The sequence below is a fragment of the Mesorhizobium sp. USDA 4132 genome, assembly GCF_056279545.1.
Genome location: NZ_JBWCCP010000001.1, coordinates 1,838,818 through 1,856,941, shown reverse-complemented (window position 1 = coordinate 1,856,941; position 18,124 = coordinate 1,838,818). Strand labels below are relative to the sequence as shown.

Sequence of the window (18,124 nt, the reverse complement as noted above, 5' to 3'; positions counted from 1 at the left end):
GGAAGCACATACCGGCCGGCATCGATGTGCGAGACACCGAGACCACAATGGCCGTTCCGCCAGAAAGGCGCATATACATGGTAATGGACTTCATTTCACGCCTCCTGTGTTCGATTTGCGGAATGGATAAATAATACACGAGATCGCCCGATGAGCAAGCGCACAATCGCGAATTGCATTCATCACGAAAAAACCGTGGCAAATAAGCCACATTGCTCGGTGGCGCTCAGGCCCTCAGCCCAAAACCCTGCATCAGCCGGCGGGTGGCGAAGTCGGGATTGCCGGAGGTGAAGACGGCAAAGTCGTAATTGTCGGGATGCTCGGCGCCCTCGACCAGCGGCACTTTTCTGCGTGCCTGCCTGGCGATTGCCTCGGCAGGGTCGAGCCAATCCACCGGCCAGGGGGCAAGCCTGCGGAACACATTGGCCATGAACGGGTAATGGGTGCAGGCAAGCACGACGATATCGGTTTTCCGACCGTCCTTCTCGACGAAACACGGCGCGATCTCGGCCAGCACCGCCTCGTCGGAAATCGTCTCGCCCCGAATATACGCTTCCGCCATGCGGGCGAGGTTCTGCGAACCGACGAGGCGCACATGACACTGGGTGGCGAAGGACTGGATGAGGTCGCGGGTATAGGCGCGCTTGACGGTGCCGGGGGTCGCGAGAACCGAGACGAGGCCTGACCGGGTGCGTTCGGCCGCCGGCTTGACCGCCGGAACGGTGCCGACAAAGGTCATCTTCGGAAAGGTTTCGCGCAGGTCGGCGCCGACCAGGGTGAAAGCGGTATTGCAGGAAATGACACAGACTTCGGGATCGTATTCATCGAGGAGTTTTGTAAAGAGCGCGATCACCCTCTCGCGCAGGGCCGGCTCTTCCCAGTCGCCATAGGGAAAACCGGCATCGTCGGCGACATAGATGAAACCGCGTTCCGGGATCAGCACGCGCGCCTCGCGCAGCACCGTCAGCCCGCCGATGCCCGAATCGAACATCAGCACCGGCTTCGATTCATTCCTCTGCGTCATTCCCCGTCTTCTCCCCAGATGCCCCTTTGGGCAGATCCGCCTTTTCAGGCTTCGGCCCGTCCTTTTTCGACCATCCGCGGGGAAAACGGTCGAGCGAGTTGATGACGCCCCGGAACACGCTGATCTCCTGTTCCGTAAAACCCCGCCGCGAGATGACTGCCCGGAGGTTGTCGATCATTCTTGGCTTTTTCGCGGGCGGATGGAAATAATTGCGGGCGTCCAACGCCTCTTCCAGGTGCTCGAACAGGCCAATGACCTGTTCCTTGGTGGAAGGGCGCTGCTCGATCGGCAGGAAGACCGTCTCGGCAAGATCTTCCATGCCCGATTTCATCCATTCATAGGACATCAGCAGCACGGCCTGAGCGATGTTGAGCGAGGCGAAAGCGGGATTGACCGGAAAGGTGACGATCTCGTCGGCGAGCGCCACTTCCTCGTTGGTGAGACCCCAGCGTTCGCGGCCGAACAGAATGCCGGTCTTCTCGCCTGCCTTGAACTTACCGCGCAGGGTCTCGGCCGCAGTCACCGGAGAACGCACCGGCTTAAAGCCATAGCGCTCGCGCGCCGTCGTCGCATAAACGAAATTGAGATCGGCAATCGCTTCTTCCAGCGTTTCGAACACCTTGGTGCCGTCGATGACGTGGTCGGCCTTGGAGGCGGCGGAGCGAGCCTTTTCGCTCGGCCAACCGTCGCGCGGTTTGACGAGGCGTAGTTCCGCGAGGCCGAAATTGGCCATGGCGCGCGCCACCATGCCGATATTCTCGCCGAGCTGCGGCTCGACCAGGATGACCGCCGGTCCTTCGGCTATAAGTTCGCGCTCGCTGTTCGTGCCTGACATTTCTGTTTCCGTATCCAAATCCGAGGCCGCAATAGCGGTGACCGGGGCAATCGGCAAGCCTTATGCCGTTGCGGGATAAAGCCTGCCCAGCATGGTGCCGATCATTTCGACGCCAACGCGACTGCCGTGCTTGAAGATCGGCAGGTGGCGGCTGCCGCCGCGGCTCAGCTTACGCTTCACCACGAAACATTCCGATCCACGCGCGGAGAGCGCGTCGATATTGCCCAACGTATCCTCCAGTGCCGTCAGCACAGGGCCTTCCGGCTTGTGTCCCGCCTGGACCGCGTTGCGGGCGAAGATCCGCGCCCAATAGGTAGCGCCGAGGAAGATGCCGAGCGTCTGGCGAACCTGGCCCGGACGACTGACAACCGACCAGGTGGTGCCAAGCGGACGCGCGGCGAGCGTGACCTCGCGATATGAGGCGTCGAGCTTGTGAGAGAGCGCGATGATCTCAAAACCGCTTCGGCCCTCCCTGACTGCGGAAAGAAGCTCGCGAAGGCCATCGAACCAGCGCCCCAACGCGAGATCGAGGGTCGAGCGTGTTGAAGCCGGGAAAACGAGGAAGGCGACGATCGTTCCCGCTAGAGCGCCGATCAGCGTTTCCTCGATCCTGAGCTGCAGGAGGTCGAGGGTCAGCACGCCGGTCATGCCATAGATCAGGCAGAGCACGATCGAGATGAAGAAGGTCATCGCCGCATAGGAGATCTGCAGGCAATAGAAGCCGAGGAAGATGCAGAGCACTGCGATCGGCGCCGATACCAGCGGATAACCGCCGATCAGCGTTGCCAACACGAGCCCGGCCGCGATGCCGAGCAGCGTGCCGATCGAGCGCTGAAGGGCTCTGATCGCCGCATCGCCGCGCGACTTGGTGTTTGTGAAGATCAGGAAGGCGGTCAGTACCGCCCAGAACCAACGGTCGCGCGACAGCATCAGGCCAAAAGCCATCGCCAGGCTCGACGCGATGGTGATCTGCACCGCGGATCGCATCACCGGGTTCTTGAGTGAGAAATCGATCTTTGCCGAGGCCGGCGTGGCAGTTGCATCCTCGATGACCCGGAAACGGTCGCGCCGCCCTTCCCCGACGGCTTCCGTCAAGGCCGCCCTCGCCGTCTGCAGCCAGATTAGAGCGCGGGCATTCTCCGCCACCCGGTCGTCGCCGGCGACCGCCGGGCTGGCTGCGATCTTCTCGGCCATATCCCGGTCGTCCTCGATCAGGGCATGAACGAGCAGGAAAGGCGGCAGCGCTTCGAAGGAGAGTACGATCACGCTTTCCGCGGCGAGATGCACGTCGAAGATCTTCATCGTGAGAGACGTGAGCGGCTCGTCTTCCGGATCGATCGTGCCGTCGGCCGTGCGGGGAAGGAAACCCTCGGCCATCAGCACGACGTCCTTCAACCGCTCCTCGAGCTGCCGCAGTTCGCGCCGATCGCTATCCGAGACGATCCCGCCGCTCGATAGAACCGCGAGCTTCATCAGGATATCGCCCACCCTGCCCTGGATCGCCACCAGCGACCGAAGAAGGTCGCGCCGCCAATCGTCCGACAGGAGATAGGTGCGGACCAGATGGCCGATGACGACCGCGATCACCGGACCGATGGCCCCCAAAGGAAGATCGGAAAGGTTCGGCTTGAGATAGGCGCCCATGAAATAGGACGTGAACGCGAACATGCCGACTGCAAATCCGCGCGGCCCGTAGACGCGCCCAACCGTAGCGCCGGCAATGACGACCAGGAACATCGGATCGGAAATGTAGCGGTAGTCTTCGAGCACCGCGGCCAGCCCGACGCAGACGAGGCTGACGGCGCCGCCGATCAGCCGCGTCTTCAACTGGTCCGACGGCAGCCGGTCGCGGACAGCGACACCTCCTTCGATCGAGAGGATGATCGCAAGCCCGTAGGCGATCGTCGGCGGCGCCAGACCAGCCATGTGGATGAGCGCTAGGCAGGCCACCGCTCCAATCACGGTCAGCGTCACCCGTCCTGCCATGCGCAGGCGCGACAGCGCCGGGTCGTTGGCGAGCAGCCAGTCTCGGATCTTTGCGGCAACCGTCATCAACCACCCCAGGCGGGTGCCGGCACCCGCTCCTGGCCGGCGAATATATCGCGTTGATAAAGTTTGGCGATACCGTGCATGGGGCTGAGGGCCACGATCGACAGATCGGCGGGCTGCCCGATCACCGGCACGGTTACTCGCCCTTGGCGATCGAATGCATCTCTTCGACCACCGAATCCCGCTCGCCGTCGGCGACGCGGTGGATGTCGTCGATGACGGGCTTGCCGGCTTCCTGGATGACGTCGAAATGCAGTTCGTTGACACTGTCCTTCACCGCGGCCTCATCGACGCAGGTCCACATTTTGAAGGTCACGGTAACGTCGGTCATGCCGTTCGCGCCCGGCGCCGAGGTGGTCTTGATTTCCTTCAGCGGACAGCCGTCCTGCGACGAGGTGACCACATCGTAGCCGAAGGGATCGCCCGGCTGGTTGTTCTCCGTGTCATAGGCCGGGTGTTTGGCGGCTTCCGCATAGGCGCTCTGGAATTTCTTGCTGAACAGGCGCGACAACGGATCGGCATCGAAGATGTATTTCCATTCGCTGTCGACGGTGTTCCAGTTGTCCTCGGTGATCTTCATCACCTCTTTCACCGGATCGGTAACATCAGCCGCCGAAGCGAAGGTCGAGATGAATGAAAAGGCAAGGGCAAGCGGCAAGGTCCGCATAAGATCAAATCCGGCTGTTGGAGAGCGATTTGGCCGGACATTAATCAGGCTTTGTGGTTTGGCAAGGGCAATCGTCCACAGGTCCGGACGCACCGCGATTTCTCGCGCGAAAAGCCGCATATGATGGCCTCAATGCCTTTGCGTTCCGGCCCGGCGATGTTATAGCGCACCCACTGGTGTCCACCCGTCGGGACCTTGAGGTCCCTTCTATGTCCAAGAGGAATTCCATGCAAAAGATCAAGGTAGCCAACCCGGTCGTCGATCTCGACGGCGACGAGATGACCCGCATCATCTGGCAGCTCATCAAGGACAAGCTGGTCCTTCCCTATCTCGATCTCGACATCGAATATTACGACCTCTCGGTCGAGAACCGCGACGCCACCAACGACCAGGTGACCATCGACGCCGCCAACGCCATCAAGAAGCACGGCGTCGGCATCAAGTGCGCGACGATCACGCCGGACGAAGCCCGCGTCAAGGAATTCAATCTCAAGGAAATGTGGAAGAGCCCGAATGGCACGATCCGCAACATTCTCGGCGGCGTCATCTTCCGCGAGCCGATCATCTGCAAGAACGTGCCGCGCCTGGTTCCGGGCTGGACCAAGCCGATCGTCGTCGGCCGTCACGCTTTCGGCGACCAGTACAAGGCGACCGACTTCAAGTTCCCGGGCAAGGGCACGCTGTCGATCAAGTTCGTCGGCGAAGACGGCCAGGTGATCGAGAAGGAAGTGTTCAAGGCTCCGGGCGCCGGCGTAGCCATGGCGATGTACAACCTCGACGAATCGATCCGCGATTTCGCCCGCGCTTCGCTGAACTACGGCCTGATGCGCAAGTGGCCGGTCTATCTGTCGACCAAGAACACCATCCTCAAGGCCTATGACGGCCGCTTCAAGGATATCTTCGAGGAAGTCTTCAACGCTGAATTCAAGGAACAGTTCGACGCGCTGAAGATCACCTACGAACACCGCCTGATCGACGACATGGTCGCAGCGGCGCTGAAATGGTCCGGCGGCTACGTCTGGGCCTGCAAGAACTATGACGGCGACGTCCAGTCCGACATCGTTGCCCAGGGCTTCGGCTCGCTCGGCCTGATGACCTCGGTTCTGCTTTCGCCCGATGGCCGCACCGTCGAAGCGGAAGCTGCCCACGGCACCGTCACCCGTCATTACCGCCAGCACCAGAAGGGACAGGAGACCTCGACAAACTCGATCGCCTCGATCTTCGCCTGGACCCGTGGCCTCGCACATCGCGCCAAGCTCGACGACAATGCTGCCCTTGCAAAGTTCGCCGCCACGCTCGAAACCGTCTGCGTCGACACCGTCGAAGCTGGTTACATGACCAAGGACCTGGCGCTGCTCATCGGTCCGGATCAGCCGTGGCTCTCGACCACCGCCTTCCTCGACAAGGTGGACGAAAATCTCAAGGTGGCCATGGCTGCCTAAGTCCGAAAAATCGGCTAATCATTCGACGGCGGGGAGCAATCTCCGCCGTTTTCTTTTGTGAGGAAGTTTGCCATGACCGCCACGACGACACCTGCGATCATCCGTCCGCTCGAGCCAGCCGACCGCACCGCCTGGGAACCGCTCTGGGAAGCCTATCTGCGCTTCTACGAGACCGTGTTGCCGAAAGAGATGTACGATCTCACCTGGAGCCGGCTTCACGATCCCGCCGAGCCGATGCATGCTCTCGGCGCCTTCGACGAGACCGGCAAGATGATCGCCATCGCGCATGTCATCTTCCACCGATCCTGCTGGCTGCCCGAATCGACGTGTTATCTGCAGGACCTCTATGTCAAGAATACCCTGCGCGGCCGCGGAACCGGCGCAGCCCTGATTGAAGCGGTGGCAGATCTGGCGCGCGCAAACGGAGCCGGGCGGCTCTACTGGCTGACTCAGGAGAGCAATGCAGCCGCGCGGCGGCTCTACGACCGCATCGCCCAAAACTCCGGCTTCATCCAGTACCGGAAGGCGCTCTAATTCGCCCTGGCGCCTTGATTGATAAGCAAGCTGCACCAAAACATAGACGTCACTGCCCGGAGGACCACATGTCAGATGAACTTGTGCTCTATACAAATCCGATGTCACGCGGCCGGATTGCCCGGTGGATGCTGGAGGAGGTCGGCATACCCTATCGTACCGAAATCCTGCATTTCGGCACGACGATGAAGGGCGACACCTACAGGAGCGTCAACCCGATGGGCAAGGTGCCGAGCATCGCGCACGGCAAGACTGTCGTCACCGAATGCGCGGCGATCTGCGCCTACCTGGCGGATGTCTTTCCGCAGGCGGGTCTTGCGCCCGCCCCCGCCAAGCGAGCCGACTATTACCGCTGGATGTTCTTTGCGGCCGGTCCACTGGAAGCAGCCGTCAGCAACCACGTGCTCGGCTTCGAGGTGCCCAAGGAACGCGAGCGGATGGTCGGTTACGGCACCTATCAGGATGTCATGGATACGCTGGAAGCGGCCGTTCGGGCGAACGCCTATATCGCCGGCGACACGTTCAGCGCCGCGGATGTCTATGTCGGCTCGCAGCTTGGCTATGGACTGCGGTTCGGCACAATCGAAAAACGCGCAGCATTCGAACAGTATTTCGGACGGCTTGCGCTACGCGAAGCTTATCAGCAGGCCAGCGATAAGGACAATGCCGCGGCGGCCGAGCTGCAGAACGCAGGATAAGCTTTACGGATCAGCGGTCGACACCGCCCGGCGATCGCTTGGGCGACGGAGTGGGTATCGGCTTTGCATTGCCGGCGTCGAAACGCAGCATCCATTCATTGCTCATGGAGCTGGCAAGGATTACCGGCCCGACAGGCGGCTTTACGGATTGCGTGCCAGTCGACTGGATGCTGGCTGAACGGACAGCCAAGGGATCCGGCCGCTCGATCGGAACCGGGACGTTCGTCGCGACCATCGGATCCGTGCCGGTCGACGGAATGGACGCAACGTCGAATTCCTTGGCCTGGATCAGGCTGAATGGGTCGGGATTGCTCTGCACGAGTGCGAGCACGTATTCGTCTGCTGGTTTCGGCGGCGGCGTCTGCAGCTCCCCGTCCCTGTCGCGCTTCTCGTAGAAGGCGTTGCCGCCAGCGACCGTCACATAATGCATGTTCTGATAGGGGAAGCGTAAGCCGGCCGTGTGAAAAAACATGGCGTCCCTGACTTCCGGGTTCCGCTCGCCGCGAATGATCGCATCGACCGCGGCATCGAGTTCCGGAACCGTTTCGTCGTTGATCGGTCGCGTCAGGACACCCGGCGCAAACTGCTTTTCCTGAGCAACGATGCCGCAAATGCTGGGCGGATAGGCATCCGAAGTCAGCCTGTTCATGATCACGGTGCCGACCGCCATCAACCCTTCACGGCTCGACCGCTGCGACTCGAAATACATTGCCCGCTTCATGCAGTCACGATCGGCCGGCGTGTAGTGATAGACCTGTTTCCTGGAGACCGGTGCAGGCTTCACGGTCGTGCTCGCGGGTGAGATGGACGACGTCGTCTGCGCCGACGTGCATGCCGATAGAAGCATCATTCCAACCAGGCCTACTGCCGGCCGGAGAAGGGCCTTATCGCTCGCCGTCATTGAATATCCCCCCTGCGGTATAATTCCAGAAATAGCTACGGCGCGAAAAGGGATACCTCAAAAATTGATTCAGATCAAACGCCATAAGAGACAATCAAAACTGGGAGGAAAATCGTTCCGGTTGCAGGCCGGCCTAGCGGCAAGCCCCTTCGAACCGAGGCCCTGCCAGACGTGCCGGAACGACGTCTTACGACGGTCTTCCTAATGGAAAGTTGACTTCCCACCCTTCCGTTCACGGAGATTCGGCGTAGAGCAGTTCTGGAACCAGAAGCGTCCGGAGCTGGAATCCAAAGCCAGAAGCGATAGGGGCCGACGCCGCTCCGCCTCTATCGGCTTCCCTAGCTCCGCAGCCCCGGCGCCTCGTAACCGGTGCGTTCTACATATTCCGTATAACCGCCGTCATAGCGGTGGATGCCCTCGGGCGTCAGTTCGAGCACGCGATTCGACAGTTCGGCCAGAAAATGCCGGTCGTGGCTGACGAAAAGCATCGTGCCCTCGTATTCCGACAGCGCCTTGATCAGCATTTCCTTGGTGTCGAGATCCAGGTGGTTGGTCGGCTCGTCGAGGACGAGGAAGTTCGGCGGGTCGAACAGCATGGCGGCCATCACCAGGCGCGCCTTCTCTCCGCCGGACAACACCCGGCATTTCTTCTCGACATCGTCGCCTGAAAAGCCGAAGCAGCCGGAAAGTGCCCGCAGCGACCCCTGCCCCGCGCGCGGAAACTGTTCTTCCAGCCATTCGAAGACGGTCAGGTCGCCGTCGAGGAGATCCATGGCGTGCTGGGCGAAATAGCCCATCTTGACGCTGGCGCCGATCGAGACGCTGCCTTCGTCCGGCTCGGTCGAACCCGTCACCAGCTTCAGCAGCGTCGACTTGCCGGCGCCGTTGATGCCCATGATGCACCAGCGCTCGCGCCGCTTCACCATGAAGTCGAGACCTTCGTAGATCGAGCGGCTACCGTATCGCTTGGCGACATTCCTGATGTTGACCACGTCTTCACCGGAACGAGGCGCCGGCTGGAATTCGAAGGCGACCGCCTGGCGGCGTTTTGGCGGCTCGACACGCTCGATCTTGTCGAGCTTCTTGACCCGGCTCTGCACCTGGGCTGCATGACTGGCGCGCGCCTTGAAGCGCTCGATGAACTTGATCTCCTTGGCAAGCATCGCCTGCTGGCGCTCGAACTGGGCCTGCTGCTGCTTTTCGTTCTGGGCCCGCTGCTGCTCGTAGAAGCCGTAGTCGCCGGAATAGGTAGTGAGCGATCCGCCGTCGATCTCGATGATCTTGGTGACGATTCGGTTCATGAATTCGCGGTCATGCGAGGTCATCAGCAGCGCGCCGTCGTACCCCTTGAGAAACTGTTCGAGCCAGATCAAGCTTTCGAGGTCGAGATGGTTGCTCGGTTCGTCGAGCAGCATGACGTCCGGGCGCATCAGCAGGATGCGGGCGAGCGCCACGCGCATCTTCCAGCCACCGGACAGCTTGCCGACATCGCCATCCATCATCTCCTGGGTGAAGCTCAAGCCTGCGAGAACCTCGCGGGCGCGACCTTCGAGGCCGTAGCCGTCGAGTTCCTCGTAACGCGCCTGCACCTCGCCGTAACGCTCGATGATCTGATCCATCTCATCGAGGCGGTCCGGATCGACCATCGCCGATTCGAGTTCGTGCAGTTCGGCGGCGACGACGCTCACCAGACCGGCGCCATCCATCACCTCGGTGACGGCACTACGGCCGGCCATCTCGCCGACATCCTGGTTGAAATAACCGATCGTGACGTTCTTCTCGACGCTGACCTGCCCCTCGTCCGGCATTTCAGAGCCGGTGATCATCCGGAAGAGCGTCGTCTTGCCGGCGCCGTTCGGGCCGACGAGGCCGATCTTCTCGCCACGGTTCAGCGCCGCGGAGGCCTCGATGAAGAGGATGCGATGGCTGTTCGATTTGCTGATGTTTTCGATACGGATCATGGATGGCGGACTCGGGAGGTTTCATCACAACAAAAAGCCGGGTCGTCGCCGACCCGGCTTTTCTAATCAATCAATGCGAAGGTTATTCGGCGCTGTCTTCAGCGGCCTTCTTCTTCGGAGCAGCCTTCTTCTTCGGAGCGGCTTCTTCGCCTTCGGCGGCTTCATCAGCAGCCTCGGCCTTGGCAGCAGCCTTCTTCGGGGCGGCCTTCTTCTTGGCCGGCTTTTCAGCGCTTTCCGAGCCTTCCTCGTCTTCAGCCATCAGCTCTTCCTTGGTCACGACCTTGTCGGTGACCTTGATCTCGGAGAGCAGCTTGTCGACGACCTTCTCTTCGAAGATCGGCGCGCGCAAGGAGGCGGAAGCGCCGGGGGTGTTGCGGAAGAAGTCGAGGATTTCCTTCTGCTGGCCCGGGAACTGCTGGAGCTGCGCATAAAGGGCGCGCTGCATTTCCTCCTCGGTCACTTCGACGCCGGCCTGTTCGCCGATTTCGGAGAGAACGAGGCCGAGACGAACGCGGCGCTCAGCCAGCTTGCGATACTCGACGCGTGCGTCTTCCTCGGTCGTCTCTTCGTCTTCGAAGGTCTTGCCGGACTGCTGCAGGTCGGTGTTGATCTGGCGCCAGATGTTTTCGAACTCGGCGTCGACGAGACCCTGCGGGGTGTCGAACTGGTACATGCCGTCGAGCTGATCAAGGATCTGACGCTTGACCTTCTGGCGGGTGACGCTGCCGTACTGGCTTTCGATCTGGCCGCGGACGATCTCCTTCAGGCGGTCGACGGATTCGATGCCGAGCTTGGAGGCGAGTTCGTCGTTGATCTCGAGAGCGGCCGGAGCGGCGACTTCCTTGACGGTGACGTCGAAGGTGGCTTCCTTGCCAGCGAGGTTCGCAGCCGGATATTCGGCCGGGAAGGTCACGGTGATGGTCTTGTCTTCACCGGCCTTGACGCCGACCAGTTGGTCTTCGAAGCCTGGGATAAAGCGGCCGGAGCCGAGAACCAGTTCGGCATCTTCGGCGGTACCGCCGTCGAAGGCAACGCCATCGACCTTGCCGAGATAGTTCATGGTAACGCGGTCGCCATCGGCGGCCTTGCCACTCTTGGTTTCGAAGGTACGGGCGCTCTCGGCGATCTTCTCGATCTGCTCGTTGACTTCGTCTTCGGTGACTTCGACGACTTCACGAACGACGGAAAGGCCGTCGGTCGGCTGCAGCTCGATGTCCGGGATGACTTCGTAGGAGAGCGTGAATTCGAAATCGACCTCGGCGTTCAAGATCTTTTCGGCTTCGTTCTCATCCTCGGTCATGGCGACCGACGGCTGGGTCGCCGACTTCTCGCCGCGGTCGGTGAGAATCTCGGTCGGGCGTTCGCGGACGATCTCGTTGACGAGATCCGCCATGATCGACTTGCCGTACATCTTCTTCAGATGAGCGATCGGCACCTTGCCCGGACGGAAACCGTTGATGCGGACCTTGTCCTTGGCGTCGGCGAGGCGCACGTTCAGCTGCGCTTCCATATCCCGCTTGGGGATTACGACCTTGATTTCGCGCTTCAGCCCTTCAGCGAGCGTTTCGGTAACCTGCATTTTCATACCTTCATATCGTGGCGGCGGTGCTCAGACAGCCGTTGGTTTCAATGAGCACATCGCCGGAACTTTGAGAGACCGGCCGCGGCTTCAAGGAGCGCCGATCCTTTAGCCAGAACCGGCTCGGACCGCACTCCTGGCGGTTTTGATGCGGGGCGGTTCTGGTGCGGGTAGAGAGACTTGAACTCCCACGCCTTGCGGCACCAGAACCTAAATCTGGCGTGTCTACCAATTTCACCATACCCGCGCCCCAGCCGCGTCGAAAATCCTCGTCGCACAAGGCCTTCCGGAGCGCGCGTCTCTATATCACCCGTTTCGGCGCACGCAAAGGGAAAATGACGCTTTTTTGGCAGCTCCGAGAAACCGCGGTGGATGGGCGAATTTGCTCCCGCCGCACCCCGGTCGAACCAGCGATTATCGGGATATTTAACTTTCTATTAAATTCTAATGTGTACATTGGAATCAACGGCGATGTGAGCCATGCAATAATCGCATGTCATCCATACGGATATTGCACTGCACAATTTCGCTGCAATCTCATATTATGCAAATACAGAGATTGATTGAAGGTTTCGGTCTCTCTGGTTTGGACGGCTTGGCGCCCGCCTTGAACGATGCAGATGCCCTCGGGAAGTTCCCGTGACAGGAATTCGAGCCGCGCACTCCTCCTCCCAGCGCTGGCTTGATGGGACTGGCGATCCTCCTCCTCCCAAGTCGCCAGTCGTTACAAATGACGCCCACCGGACCTCCTCCCCCGGTGGGCGTTATTTTTTGTCCTGCAGCATGCGATCTGCCTAAAACTCGCGCATCATTTCCTCACTTGTGCATGGTAAACGATCTCGTAATGCGCCAGATGCATAGGTGGCATTCCGAATAGGCGCTGTTACTTTTTGCAGCGCAACATATATTGGTGCTCATGAGATTGAAGTCAGCGCCGAACGGGCTGCTGGCAAGGGCCTAGAAAGGGACAAGATCATGAACATCGCACAGAAGCTCACCACCTGGCGCAAGTACCGCGAAACCGTCAACGAGCTCGGCCGCATGAGCGACCGCGAGCTCAACGACCTCGGCATCGGCCGCGCCGACATCCGCCGCGTTGCACGGACCGCCGTCGGCTTCTAAGCCTCGCGCAGACATTGCTGCACCATCCAAAAGCGCCTCCTCCCGGAGGCGCTTTTCTTTTTGTTCATAGAAATTTCACACTTGAAGCATCTGCCTGATTTTTGGCCTCCGCCGCAAACTTCGGCGATCCCCTGCACATTTGCATGGCAGTCGCACATTTTTTGCACTGCACATTCTTATTATGCGGATGTATAAGACCCTCATCGCTGATGACGACAGAGCATCAGGAAAAATCTTGAGGAAACAACCATGAACCCGATCCGTATCGCCAAGAACTGGATCAGCTACCGCCGCACGATGAATGAGCTTGGAAATCTTTCGAGCCAGGCCCTCAGCGACATCGGTCTGACCCGCTACGACATCCGCCACATCGCGGCTCGCTCTTTCCGCTAATCCGCTTCTCGCAGGCGGACCTGCACGGCTCGAGGCCTTGCGGCGAGGATCAAGCGGTCCGAGAGGACATCCAAGGACGTATCAAAGGCACCTTTTCGGGTGCCTTTTTGATTCCGGTCCGGCAAATGGCGTGATAATGAGCCGGCCATGAGCAACATTTCTTCCTCCCCCACCTCTCCTGCCGCCATCCATGTCGTCGGCGGCGGCCTCGCGGGTTCCGAAGCCGCCTGGCAGATCGCCTCGGCCGGCGTCCCGGTGATTCTCCACGAGATGCGCGGCGTGCGCGGCACCGATGCCCACAAGACCGACGGACTTGCCGAGCTTGTCTGCTCGAATTCCTTCCGCTCCGACGATGCGACGGCGAATGCCGTCGGCGTCATCCATGCGGAGATGCGGCTTGCCGGTTCATTGATCATGGCGTGTGCCGACAGACATCAGGTACCGGCCGGCGGGGCGCTTGCCGTCGATCGCGACGGATTTTCCGACGCGGTCACCGAAGCGATCGAAAAACACCCGCTCATCACCGTCGTGCGCGAGGAGATCCAAGGCCTGCCGCCAAAGGAATGGGATCTGGCGATCATTGCCACCGGCCCCCTGACCTCGCCGGCGCTGGCAGCCGCGATCCAGGCGGAGACGGGCGAGGACCAGCTCGCCTTCTTCGACGCCATCGCACCGATCGTGCACCGTGATTCGATCGACATGGACATCTGCTGGTACCAGTCGCGCTACGACAAGGTCGGTCCCGGCGGTACCGGCAAGGACTATATCAACTGTCCGATGGACGAGGCTCAGTACAATGCCTTCGTCGACGCGCTGATTGCCGGCGACTCGATCGGTTTCAAGGAATGGGAAGGCACGCCCTATTTCGACGGCTGCCTGCCGATCGAGGTGATGGCCGAACGCGGCCGCGAAACGCTGCGTCACGGGCCGATGAAGCCGATGGGGCTCACCAATGCCCATAATCCGACGGTCAAGGCCTATGCGGTCGTGCAGCTCCGGCAGGACAATGCGCTCGGCACGCTCTACAACATGGTGGGCTTTCAGACGAAGCTGAAATACGGCGCCCAGGCGGACATTTTCCGGATGATTCCCGGCCTGCAGAATGCCGAATTCGCAAGGCTTGGCGGCCTGCACCGCAACACCTACATCCACTCGCCTGTTCTTCTCGACAGGAGCCTGACGCTGAAAAGCCGGCCGGGCCTGCGATTCGCCGGCCAGATCACCGGCTGCGAAGGGTATGTGGAAAGTGCGGCGATCGGACTTCTTGCCGGCCGTTTCGCGGCTGCCGAACGCAAGGGCGAAACGCTCCCCGCACCGCCTGCAACGACCGCTCTAGGTTCGCTGCTCGGCCATATAACCGGTGGGCATCTGGTTTCGGACGACGAGCCGGGCAAGCGCTCGTTCCAGCCGATGAACGTCAACTTCGGGCTGTTCCCGGAACTGGAGCCGGGATCGATCGTCAAGCCGGAGGGCGTCAAGCGCTTCCGCGGTAAGGACAAGACGGTGATGAAGCGGCAACTGCTCGCCGTCCGGGCGCTCCGGGATTGCGCTAGTTGGCTTGATCGGGGCTGATATCCCCGGTCGAGGGCTTCGGCTTTTCTTCCAGATCGCGATCGGCAACGCTGACATAGTTGTCGAGCAGCCAGAGGGCGACTTCGGCCGCCTCCTTTTCCGTGGAAAACAGGTAGGTGCCATTCTGTGTCGACGCGTCCAGGAATTCGACGGTGAAGCCCTTGGCGTTCGGCAATGGGGTGACGCGAACCCTGCCCGGCTCGATCAAAAAGCAGGCGTAATGGTTGCGGTGGCTGCGCATGAAACCGGCCTTGTTGTCGTGCAGGCGTACGAAGATCGCTTCGCCATTGGCCGTCACATGCAGGCTACGGATCGCTTCATTAGGAAAGGCGCGGCCGAATTCGAGGATGGCCATGCCTGTATCGTGCAGGTTGCCGTCCTTGTCCCGGTCCTTGCCCGACATCCGCGTGATGTAATAGGCGAGCGCCATGAGGAGCACGAAGATGATGGACCAGACGACAACGGGGCTCACACCGCTTCTCCTTATGATGGCGCCGGATTTCTAGTCTCGTCCCTTAGCGCGCGAGCCTTGCGCGAATTTGACGTCCATCAAAAGCGCCTGGTGACCGAAGCCTTCAAGAGCCGCAATTGCCGCCGCCACTGCGGAAGTTGCAGCGCCGTGTCAAGTACCGAGGCACCGGCGCGCGCCGCGCGGCGCAGCACTGGTTCGGCAAGCGCTACCGGCAGATAGGCCGGAAAGACGGCGGACGGGACGGTTCCCGACTTTCTGGCCTTGGCCAGATGTTCCAATCCAAGGCCGGCAAAGGCCTCGATCGCGACGGAAATGCGCGACCTATCCTCGCCGCGCAGGAATGTATCACGGTCGAGCCCGGTCGCCGAGAGGATATCGAGCGGCAGATAAAGTTGATGACGGCGTCGATGGATGGGCATCAGCAGCAGGAAACCGGCGATCGACTGGGCGACACCCGCGTGTCCTGCCGCCTCCGCAGATTTTGCCGCATCGGTGGGAGAGAGAATCAGGCTCGCGAGCTGGATAACCGCTGAAGCGGTCTCGCCTGCATATCCTTCGAGTGCATTCCGGTCGGTCAGCGCGTCGTCGTAGAGGTCGAAGATGCGCGCCTCGATCATGTCGACGAGCGTCTGGCGCGGCAGGCGATAGGTCTCGATCGCCTCAAGCAAACCGGCGGCGATGGGGTTGCCGGTGCTGTCGCCTTGAGCGTTGCCTTCGAGGAGGTCGCGCCACCATTGCAGGCGGATTTCGCCGGGAAGCGGTTCACGCACCACGTCGCGGACGCGGGCGATCTCGGCGTTGAAGGCATAAAGGGCTGCAAGTGCGCCGCGCTTGTCTTCCGGCGACAGAAGGCAGGCGAGATAACGGTCGCGGTCCGTATCCCTGAGCGTTGCGAGGCAGATGTCGCCGTTCTGTCTGGCTGGATCGGCCATCTGTCAGACGGCAATCAAAGCCGCGGCGACGGCGCGCGATTCGGCGAGCATGATGTTGAACGTGCGCACGGCGGCACCGGTGCTCATCGGATCGGAGGCGATGCCCTTGGCTTTCAACGCTGCCTTCACATCCGCCGGAATGGGCTTGAGGTTGGCGCCCATGCCGACAAGCAACACTTCGATCTCGTTTGATTCGGCGAGCACCTTCATCAGGGAAGCAACCGTCAGCGGTTCACCTTCCTGCAGTTCCCAGCCGTGGATACCCGAGGGAAGGCAAAGCAGCGAGCCGCGATGCGACATGTCTGCAAAACGGAAACCGCCATTGCCGTAAGCGTCGATCGGAGCACGACCGGGAAAATGGGCGTCGCGGATTTCGATGCCTTTCGCCATGGGTCGCATGCTTTCTCGAAAAGGTTACGAGCCGGATGATGGGCCCGGCTCTTTGGATCCAAGGCCCTGCAGCAGACAGGGCCTTTGCATCGGCGATAACGTTCAGGAAGCCGTTCCGGTCTTCGCCGGTTCGGTCTTGACCGGCTCGCCCTTGACGCGGACTTCGGCAATATAGGCGCGCATGGCGCGGATCTTCACGCCTTCGGCGATTTCGACTTCCACTTCGGCGTCGTCGATAACCTTGGTCACCTTGCCGGTGATGCCGCCGCCGAGAACGACCTGGTCGCCGCGGCGGACGTTGGACAGCGTTTCCTGGCGCTTCTTGGCAGTGGCGCGCTGCGGACGGATCAGAAAGAAATACCACACCACCATCAGAGGCGCGAAGAGGAAGAGCATCTCAAGGCCGGAGCCGAACGCGGAAGCTCCCGGTGCTGCGGCTGGGGCCTGGGCGAATGCTTCGGTAATGAACATCGAAAACTCCTAAGATTACCGGAGGCCCCGGGCCCCCGTTTCAAGCCGCCGGAATATAGTTGCGATAGGCCGGAATGCAACAGAAACACGCCGGCCGGCGTACCGAATTCGCGGCTCTCAGGCTTTTGATGCACCAACGAGCATGTTACCGCAGCGAAAAGGCTCAAAAACTGGCCGATACGACCGGAGAAACACCATGAGCGGCGACTTCAACACCCTGATCCTGACCGAGATCCGCAGGCTTGCGGATGCGCTGGAACGGCTTGCCGGCCCTCCGCCCGCCGTCAACGACTGGAACGCCGCCGACTGCTTCGTCTGGGTACCGGTAAACCAGCGCCTGCAGCCGGTGCCGCGTCCGAACCGGGTCGCCTTGACGCTGATCCGCGGCGTCGACCACGTGCGTGACATTCTTCATGAAAACACCCTGCGATTTGCGGAAGGTTTTGCCGCCAACAACGTGCTGCTGTGGGGCGCTCGCGGCATGGGCAAATCGTCGCTGGTCAAAGCCGTGCACGAGGACGTGCGCGCAGCGACCGGGATCTCGCTGAAACTCGTCGAGGTGCATCGCGAGGATATCGCCTCGCTCCCTGCCCTGCTCGATATCCTCAAGGTTTCCGGCCAGCGCGTCATCGTCTTCTGCGACGACCTCTCCTTCGACCACGACGATACCGCCTACAAGTCGCTGAAGGCGGCACTCGACGGCGGCATCGAAGGCCGGCCCGACAATGTCCTGTTCTATGCGACCTCCAACCGCCGCCATCTCCTGCCGCGCCACATGATGGAGAACGAGCAGTCGACGGCGATCAATCCGTCCGAGGCAGTCGAGGAAAAGGTGTCGCTGTCGGATCGTTTCGGCCTGTGGCTCGGTTTCCACAAATGCAGCCAGGACGACTATCTGAAGATGATCGACGGCTATGCCGAACATTTCGAGCTCGGCCTCGGCCAGGAGACCCTGCATCACGAGGCCCTCGAATGGGCGACCACCCGCGGCGGGCGCTCGGGGCGTGTCGCCTGGCAATATATCCAGGATCTCGCCGGACGGCTGCGGAAACCGCTTTCCCGAGATTGAGACCTAAAAAGCA

Annotated in this window: 18 protein-coding genes and 1 tRNA gene; 7 read left to right on the top strand and 12 right to left on the bottom strand. The window is 60.9% G+C overall.

From position 1 onward, the window contains the following. Positions 1-226: 226 nt before the first annotated feature. The 4 genes from murI to ACZ9IU_RS09635 all read right to left on the bottom strand — a co-directional run bounded on the left by murI (position 227) and on the right by ACZ9IU_RS09635 (position 4,575). Positions 227-1,024 (bottom strand): glutamate racemase, encoded by a 798-nt coding sequence (gene murI, locus ACZ9IU_RS09650; RefSeq protein ID WP_038542430.1) that lies wholly within the window; start codon positions 1,022-1,024, stop codon positions 227-229. Further along, on the bottom strand, positions 1,008-1,859 hold the full coding sequence (locus ACZ9IU_RS09645) for an RNA methyltransferase (protein WP_038542428.1): 852 nt from the start codon (positions 1,857-1,859) through the stop codon (positions 1,008-1,010). Before ACZ9IU_RS09645 ends, murI begins: the two co-directional genes overlap by 17 nt. Before the next feature lie 60 nt (positions 1,860-1,919). Next, complete coding sequence (locus tag ACZ9IU_RS09640) at positions 1,920-3,911, bottom strand: FUSC family protein (RefSeq protein ID WP_038542426.1); 1,992 nt, start codon at positions 3,909-3,911, stop codon at positions 1,920-1,922. 133 nt (positions 3,912-4,044) lie between these two features. Then, positions 4,045-4,575, bottom strand: a complete 531-nt coding sequence (locus tag ACZ9IU_RS09635; RefSeq protein ID WP_038542424.1) for a hypothetical protein — start codon at positions 4,573-4,575, stop codon at positions 4,045-4,047. A gap of 227 nt (positions 4,576-4,802) precedes the next feature. Here ACZ9IU_RS09635 and ACZ9IU_RS09630 point away from each other — a divergent pair, with 227 nt between their 5' ends. The 3 genes from ACZ9IU_RS09630 to ACZ9IU_RS09620 all read left to right on the top strand — a co-directional run bounded on the left by ACZ9IU_RS09630 (position 4,803) and on the right by ACZ9IU_RS09620 (position 7,249). Then, a complete protein-coding gene (locus ACZ9IU_RS09630; protein ID WP_038542422.1) occupies positions 4,803-6,017 on the top strand; it encodes an NADP-dependent isocitrate dehydrogenase in 1,215 nt (404 codons plus the stop codon). A gap of 72 nt (positions 6,018-6,089) precedes the next feature. Then, positions 6,090-6,551, top strand: a complete 462-nt coding sequence (locus ACZ9IU_RS09625; RefSeq protein ID WP_038542420.1) for a GNAT family N-acetyltransferase — start codon at positions 6,090-6,092, stop codon at positions 6,549-6,551. 68 nt (positions 6,552-6,619) lie between these two features. Then, positions 6,620-7,249, top strand: coding sequence for a glutathione S-transferase family protein (locus tag ACZ9IU_RS09620; RefSeq protein ID WP_038542418.1), 630 nt, complete (start codon positions 6,620-6,622; stop codon positions 7,247-7,249). 10 nt (positions 7,250-7,259) lie between these two features. Here ACZ9IU_RS09620 and ACZ9IU_RS09615 read toward each other — a convergent pair whose 3' ends face one another. From ACZ9IU_RS09615 to ACZ9IU_RS09600, 4 genes are all read right to left on the bottom strand, one after another. Further along, positions 7,260-8,033 carry a cell wall hydrolase gene (locus ACZ9IU_RS09615; protein WP_244447495.1) on the bottom strand — a complete coding sequence of 258 codons (774 nt, stop codon included), beginning with the start codon at positions 8,031-8,033 and terminating at the stop codon, positions 7,260-7,262. Between the two features lie 455 nt (positions 8,034-8,488). Next, positions 8,489-10,111, bottom strand: coding sequence for an ABC-F family ATP-binding cassette domain-containing protein (locus ACZ9IU_RS09610; RefSeq protein WP_038542416.1), 1,623 nt, complete (start codon positions 10,109-10,111; stop codon positions 8,489-8,491). 82 nt (positions 10,112-10,193) lie between these two features. Next, positions 10,194-11,690: a trigger factor gene (gene tig / locus ACZ9IU_RS09605; protein ID WP_038542414.1), complete on the bottom strand. Its 1,497-nt coding sequence runs from the start codon at positions 11,688-11,690 to the stop codon at positions 10,194-10,196. A 162-nt stretch (positions 11,691-11,852) separates the two neighbouring features. Further along, positions 11,853-11,937, bottom strand: a tRNA-Leu gene (locus ACZ9IU_RS09600). A 728-nt stretch (positions 11,938-12,665) separates the two neighbouring features. Between ACZ9IU_RS09600 and ACZ9IU_RS09595 the strand changes: the two genes are divergently transcribed. The 3 genes from ACZ9IU_RS09595 (at position 12,666) to trmFO (ending at position 14,777) form a co-directional block, all read left to right on the top strand. Next, positions 12,666-12,812, top strand: coding sequence for a DUF1127 domain-containing protein (locus ACZ9IU_RS09595; protein ID WP_065814773.1), 147 nt, complete (start codon positions 12,666-12,668; stop codon positions 12,810-12,812). Positions 12,813-13,061: 249 nt separating this feature from the next. Then, a complete protein-coding gene (locus ACZ9IU_RS09590; protein WP_007762204.1) occupies positions 13,062-13,205 on the top strand; it encodes a DUF1127 domain-containing protein in 144 nt (47 codons plus the stop codon). 147 nt (positions 13,206-13,352) lie between these two features. Beyond that, entirely contained in the window at positions 13,353-14,777 is a 1,425-nt protein-coding gene (trmFO, locus tag ACZ9IU_RS09585; protein WP_038542412.1) for a methylenetetrahydrofolate--tRNA-(uracil(54)-C(5))-methyltransferase (FADH(2)-oxidizing) TrmFO, read from the top strand. Here the strand turns inward: trmFO and ACZ9IU_RS09580 are convergent. The 4 genes from ACZ9IU_RS09580 to yajC all read right to left on the bottom strand — a co-directional run bounded on the left by ACZ9IU_RS09580 (position 14,755) and on the right by yajC (position 17,042). After that, positions 14,755-15,207 (bottom strand): BRCT domain-containing protein, encoded by a 453-nt coding sequence (locus ACZ9IU_RS09580; protein WP_051900094.1) that lies wholly within the window; start codon positions 15,205-15,207, stop codon positions 14,755-14,757. The genes trmFO and ACZ9IU_RS09580 overlap by 23 nt on opposite strands. 119 nt (positions 15,208-15,326) lie before the next feature. Continuing rightward, positions 15,327-16,181, bottom strand: coding sequence for a phytoene/squalene synthase family protein (locus ACZ9IU_RS09575; RefSeq protein WP_038542408.1), 855 nt, complete (start codon positions 16,179-16,181; stop codon positions 15,327-15,329). A 3-nt stretch (positions 16,182-16,184) separates the two neighbouring features. Next, entirely contained in the window at positions 16,185-16,571 is a 387-nt protein-coding gene (locus ACZ9IU_RS09570) for an Mth938-like domain-containing protein (protein WP_038542407.1), read from the bottom strand. Between the two features lie 102 nt (positions 16,572-16,673). Continuing rightward, positions 16,674-17,042 carry a preprotein translocase subunit YajC gene (yajC, locus tag ACZ9IU_RS09565; protein ID WP_038542405.1) on the bottom strand — a complete coding sequence of 123 codons (369 nt, stop codon included), beginning with the start codon at positions 17,040-17,042 and terminating at the stop codon, positions 16,674-16,676. A gap of 196 nt (positions 17,043-17,238) precedes the next feature. Between yajC and ACZ9IU_RS09560 the strand changes: the two genes are divergently transcribed. Then, the gene (locus tag ACZ9IU_RS09560; RefSeq protein WP_038542403.1) at positions 17,239-18,111 is read left to right on the top strand and encodes an ATP-binding protein; all 873 of its coding nucleotides are present in this window, start codon (positions 17,239-17,241) and stop codon (positions 18,109-18,111) included. Positions 18,112-18,124 lie beyond the last annotated feature (13 nt).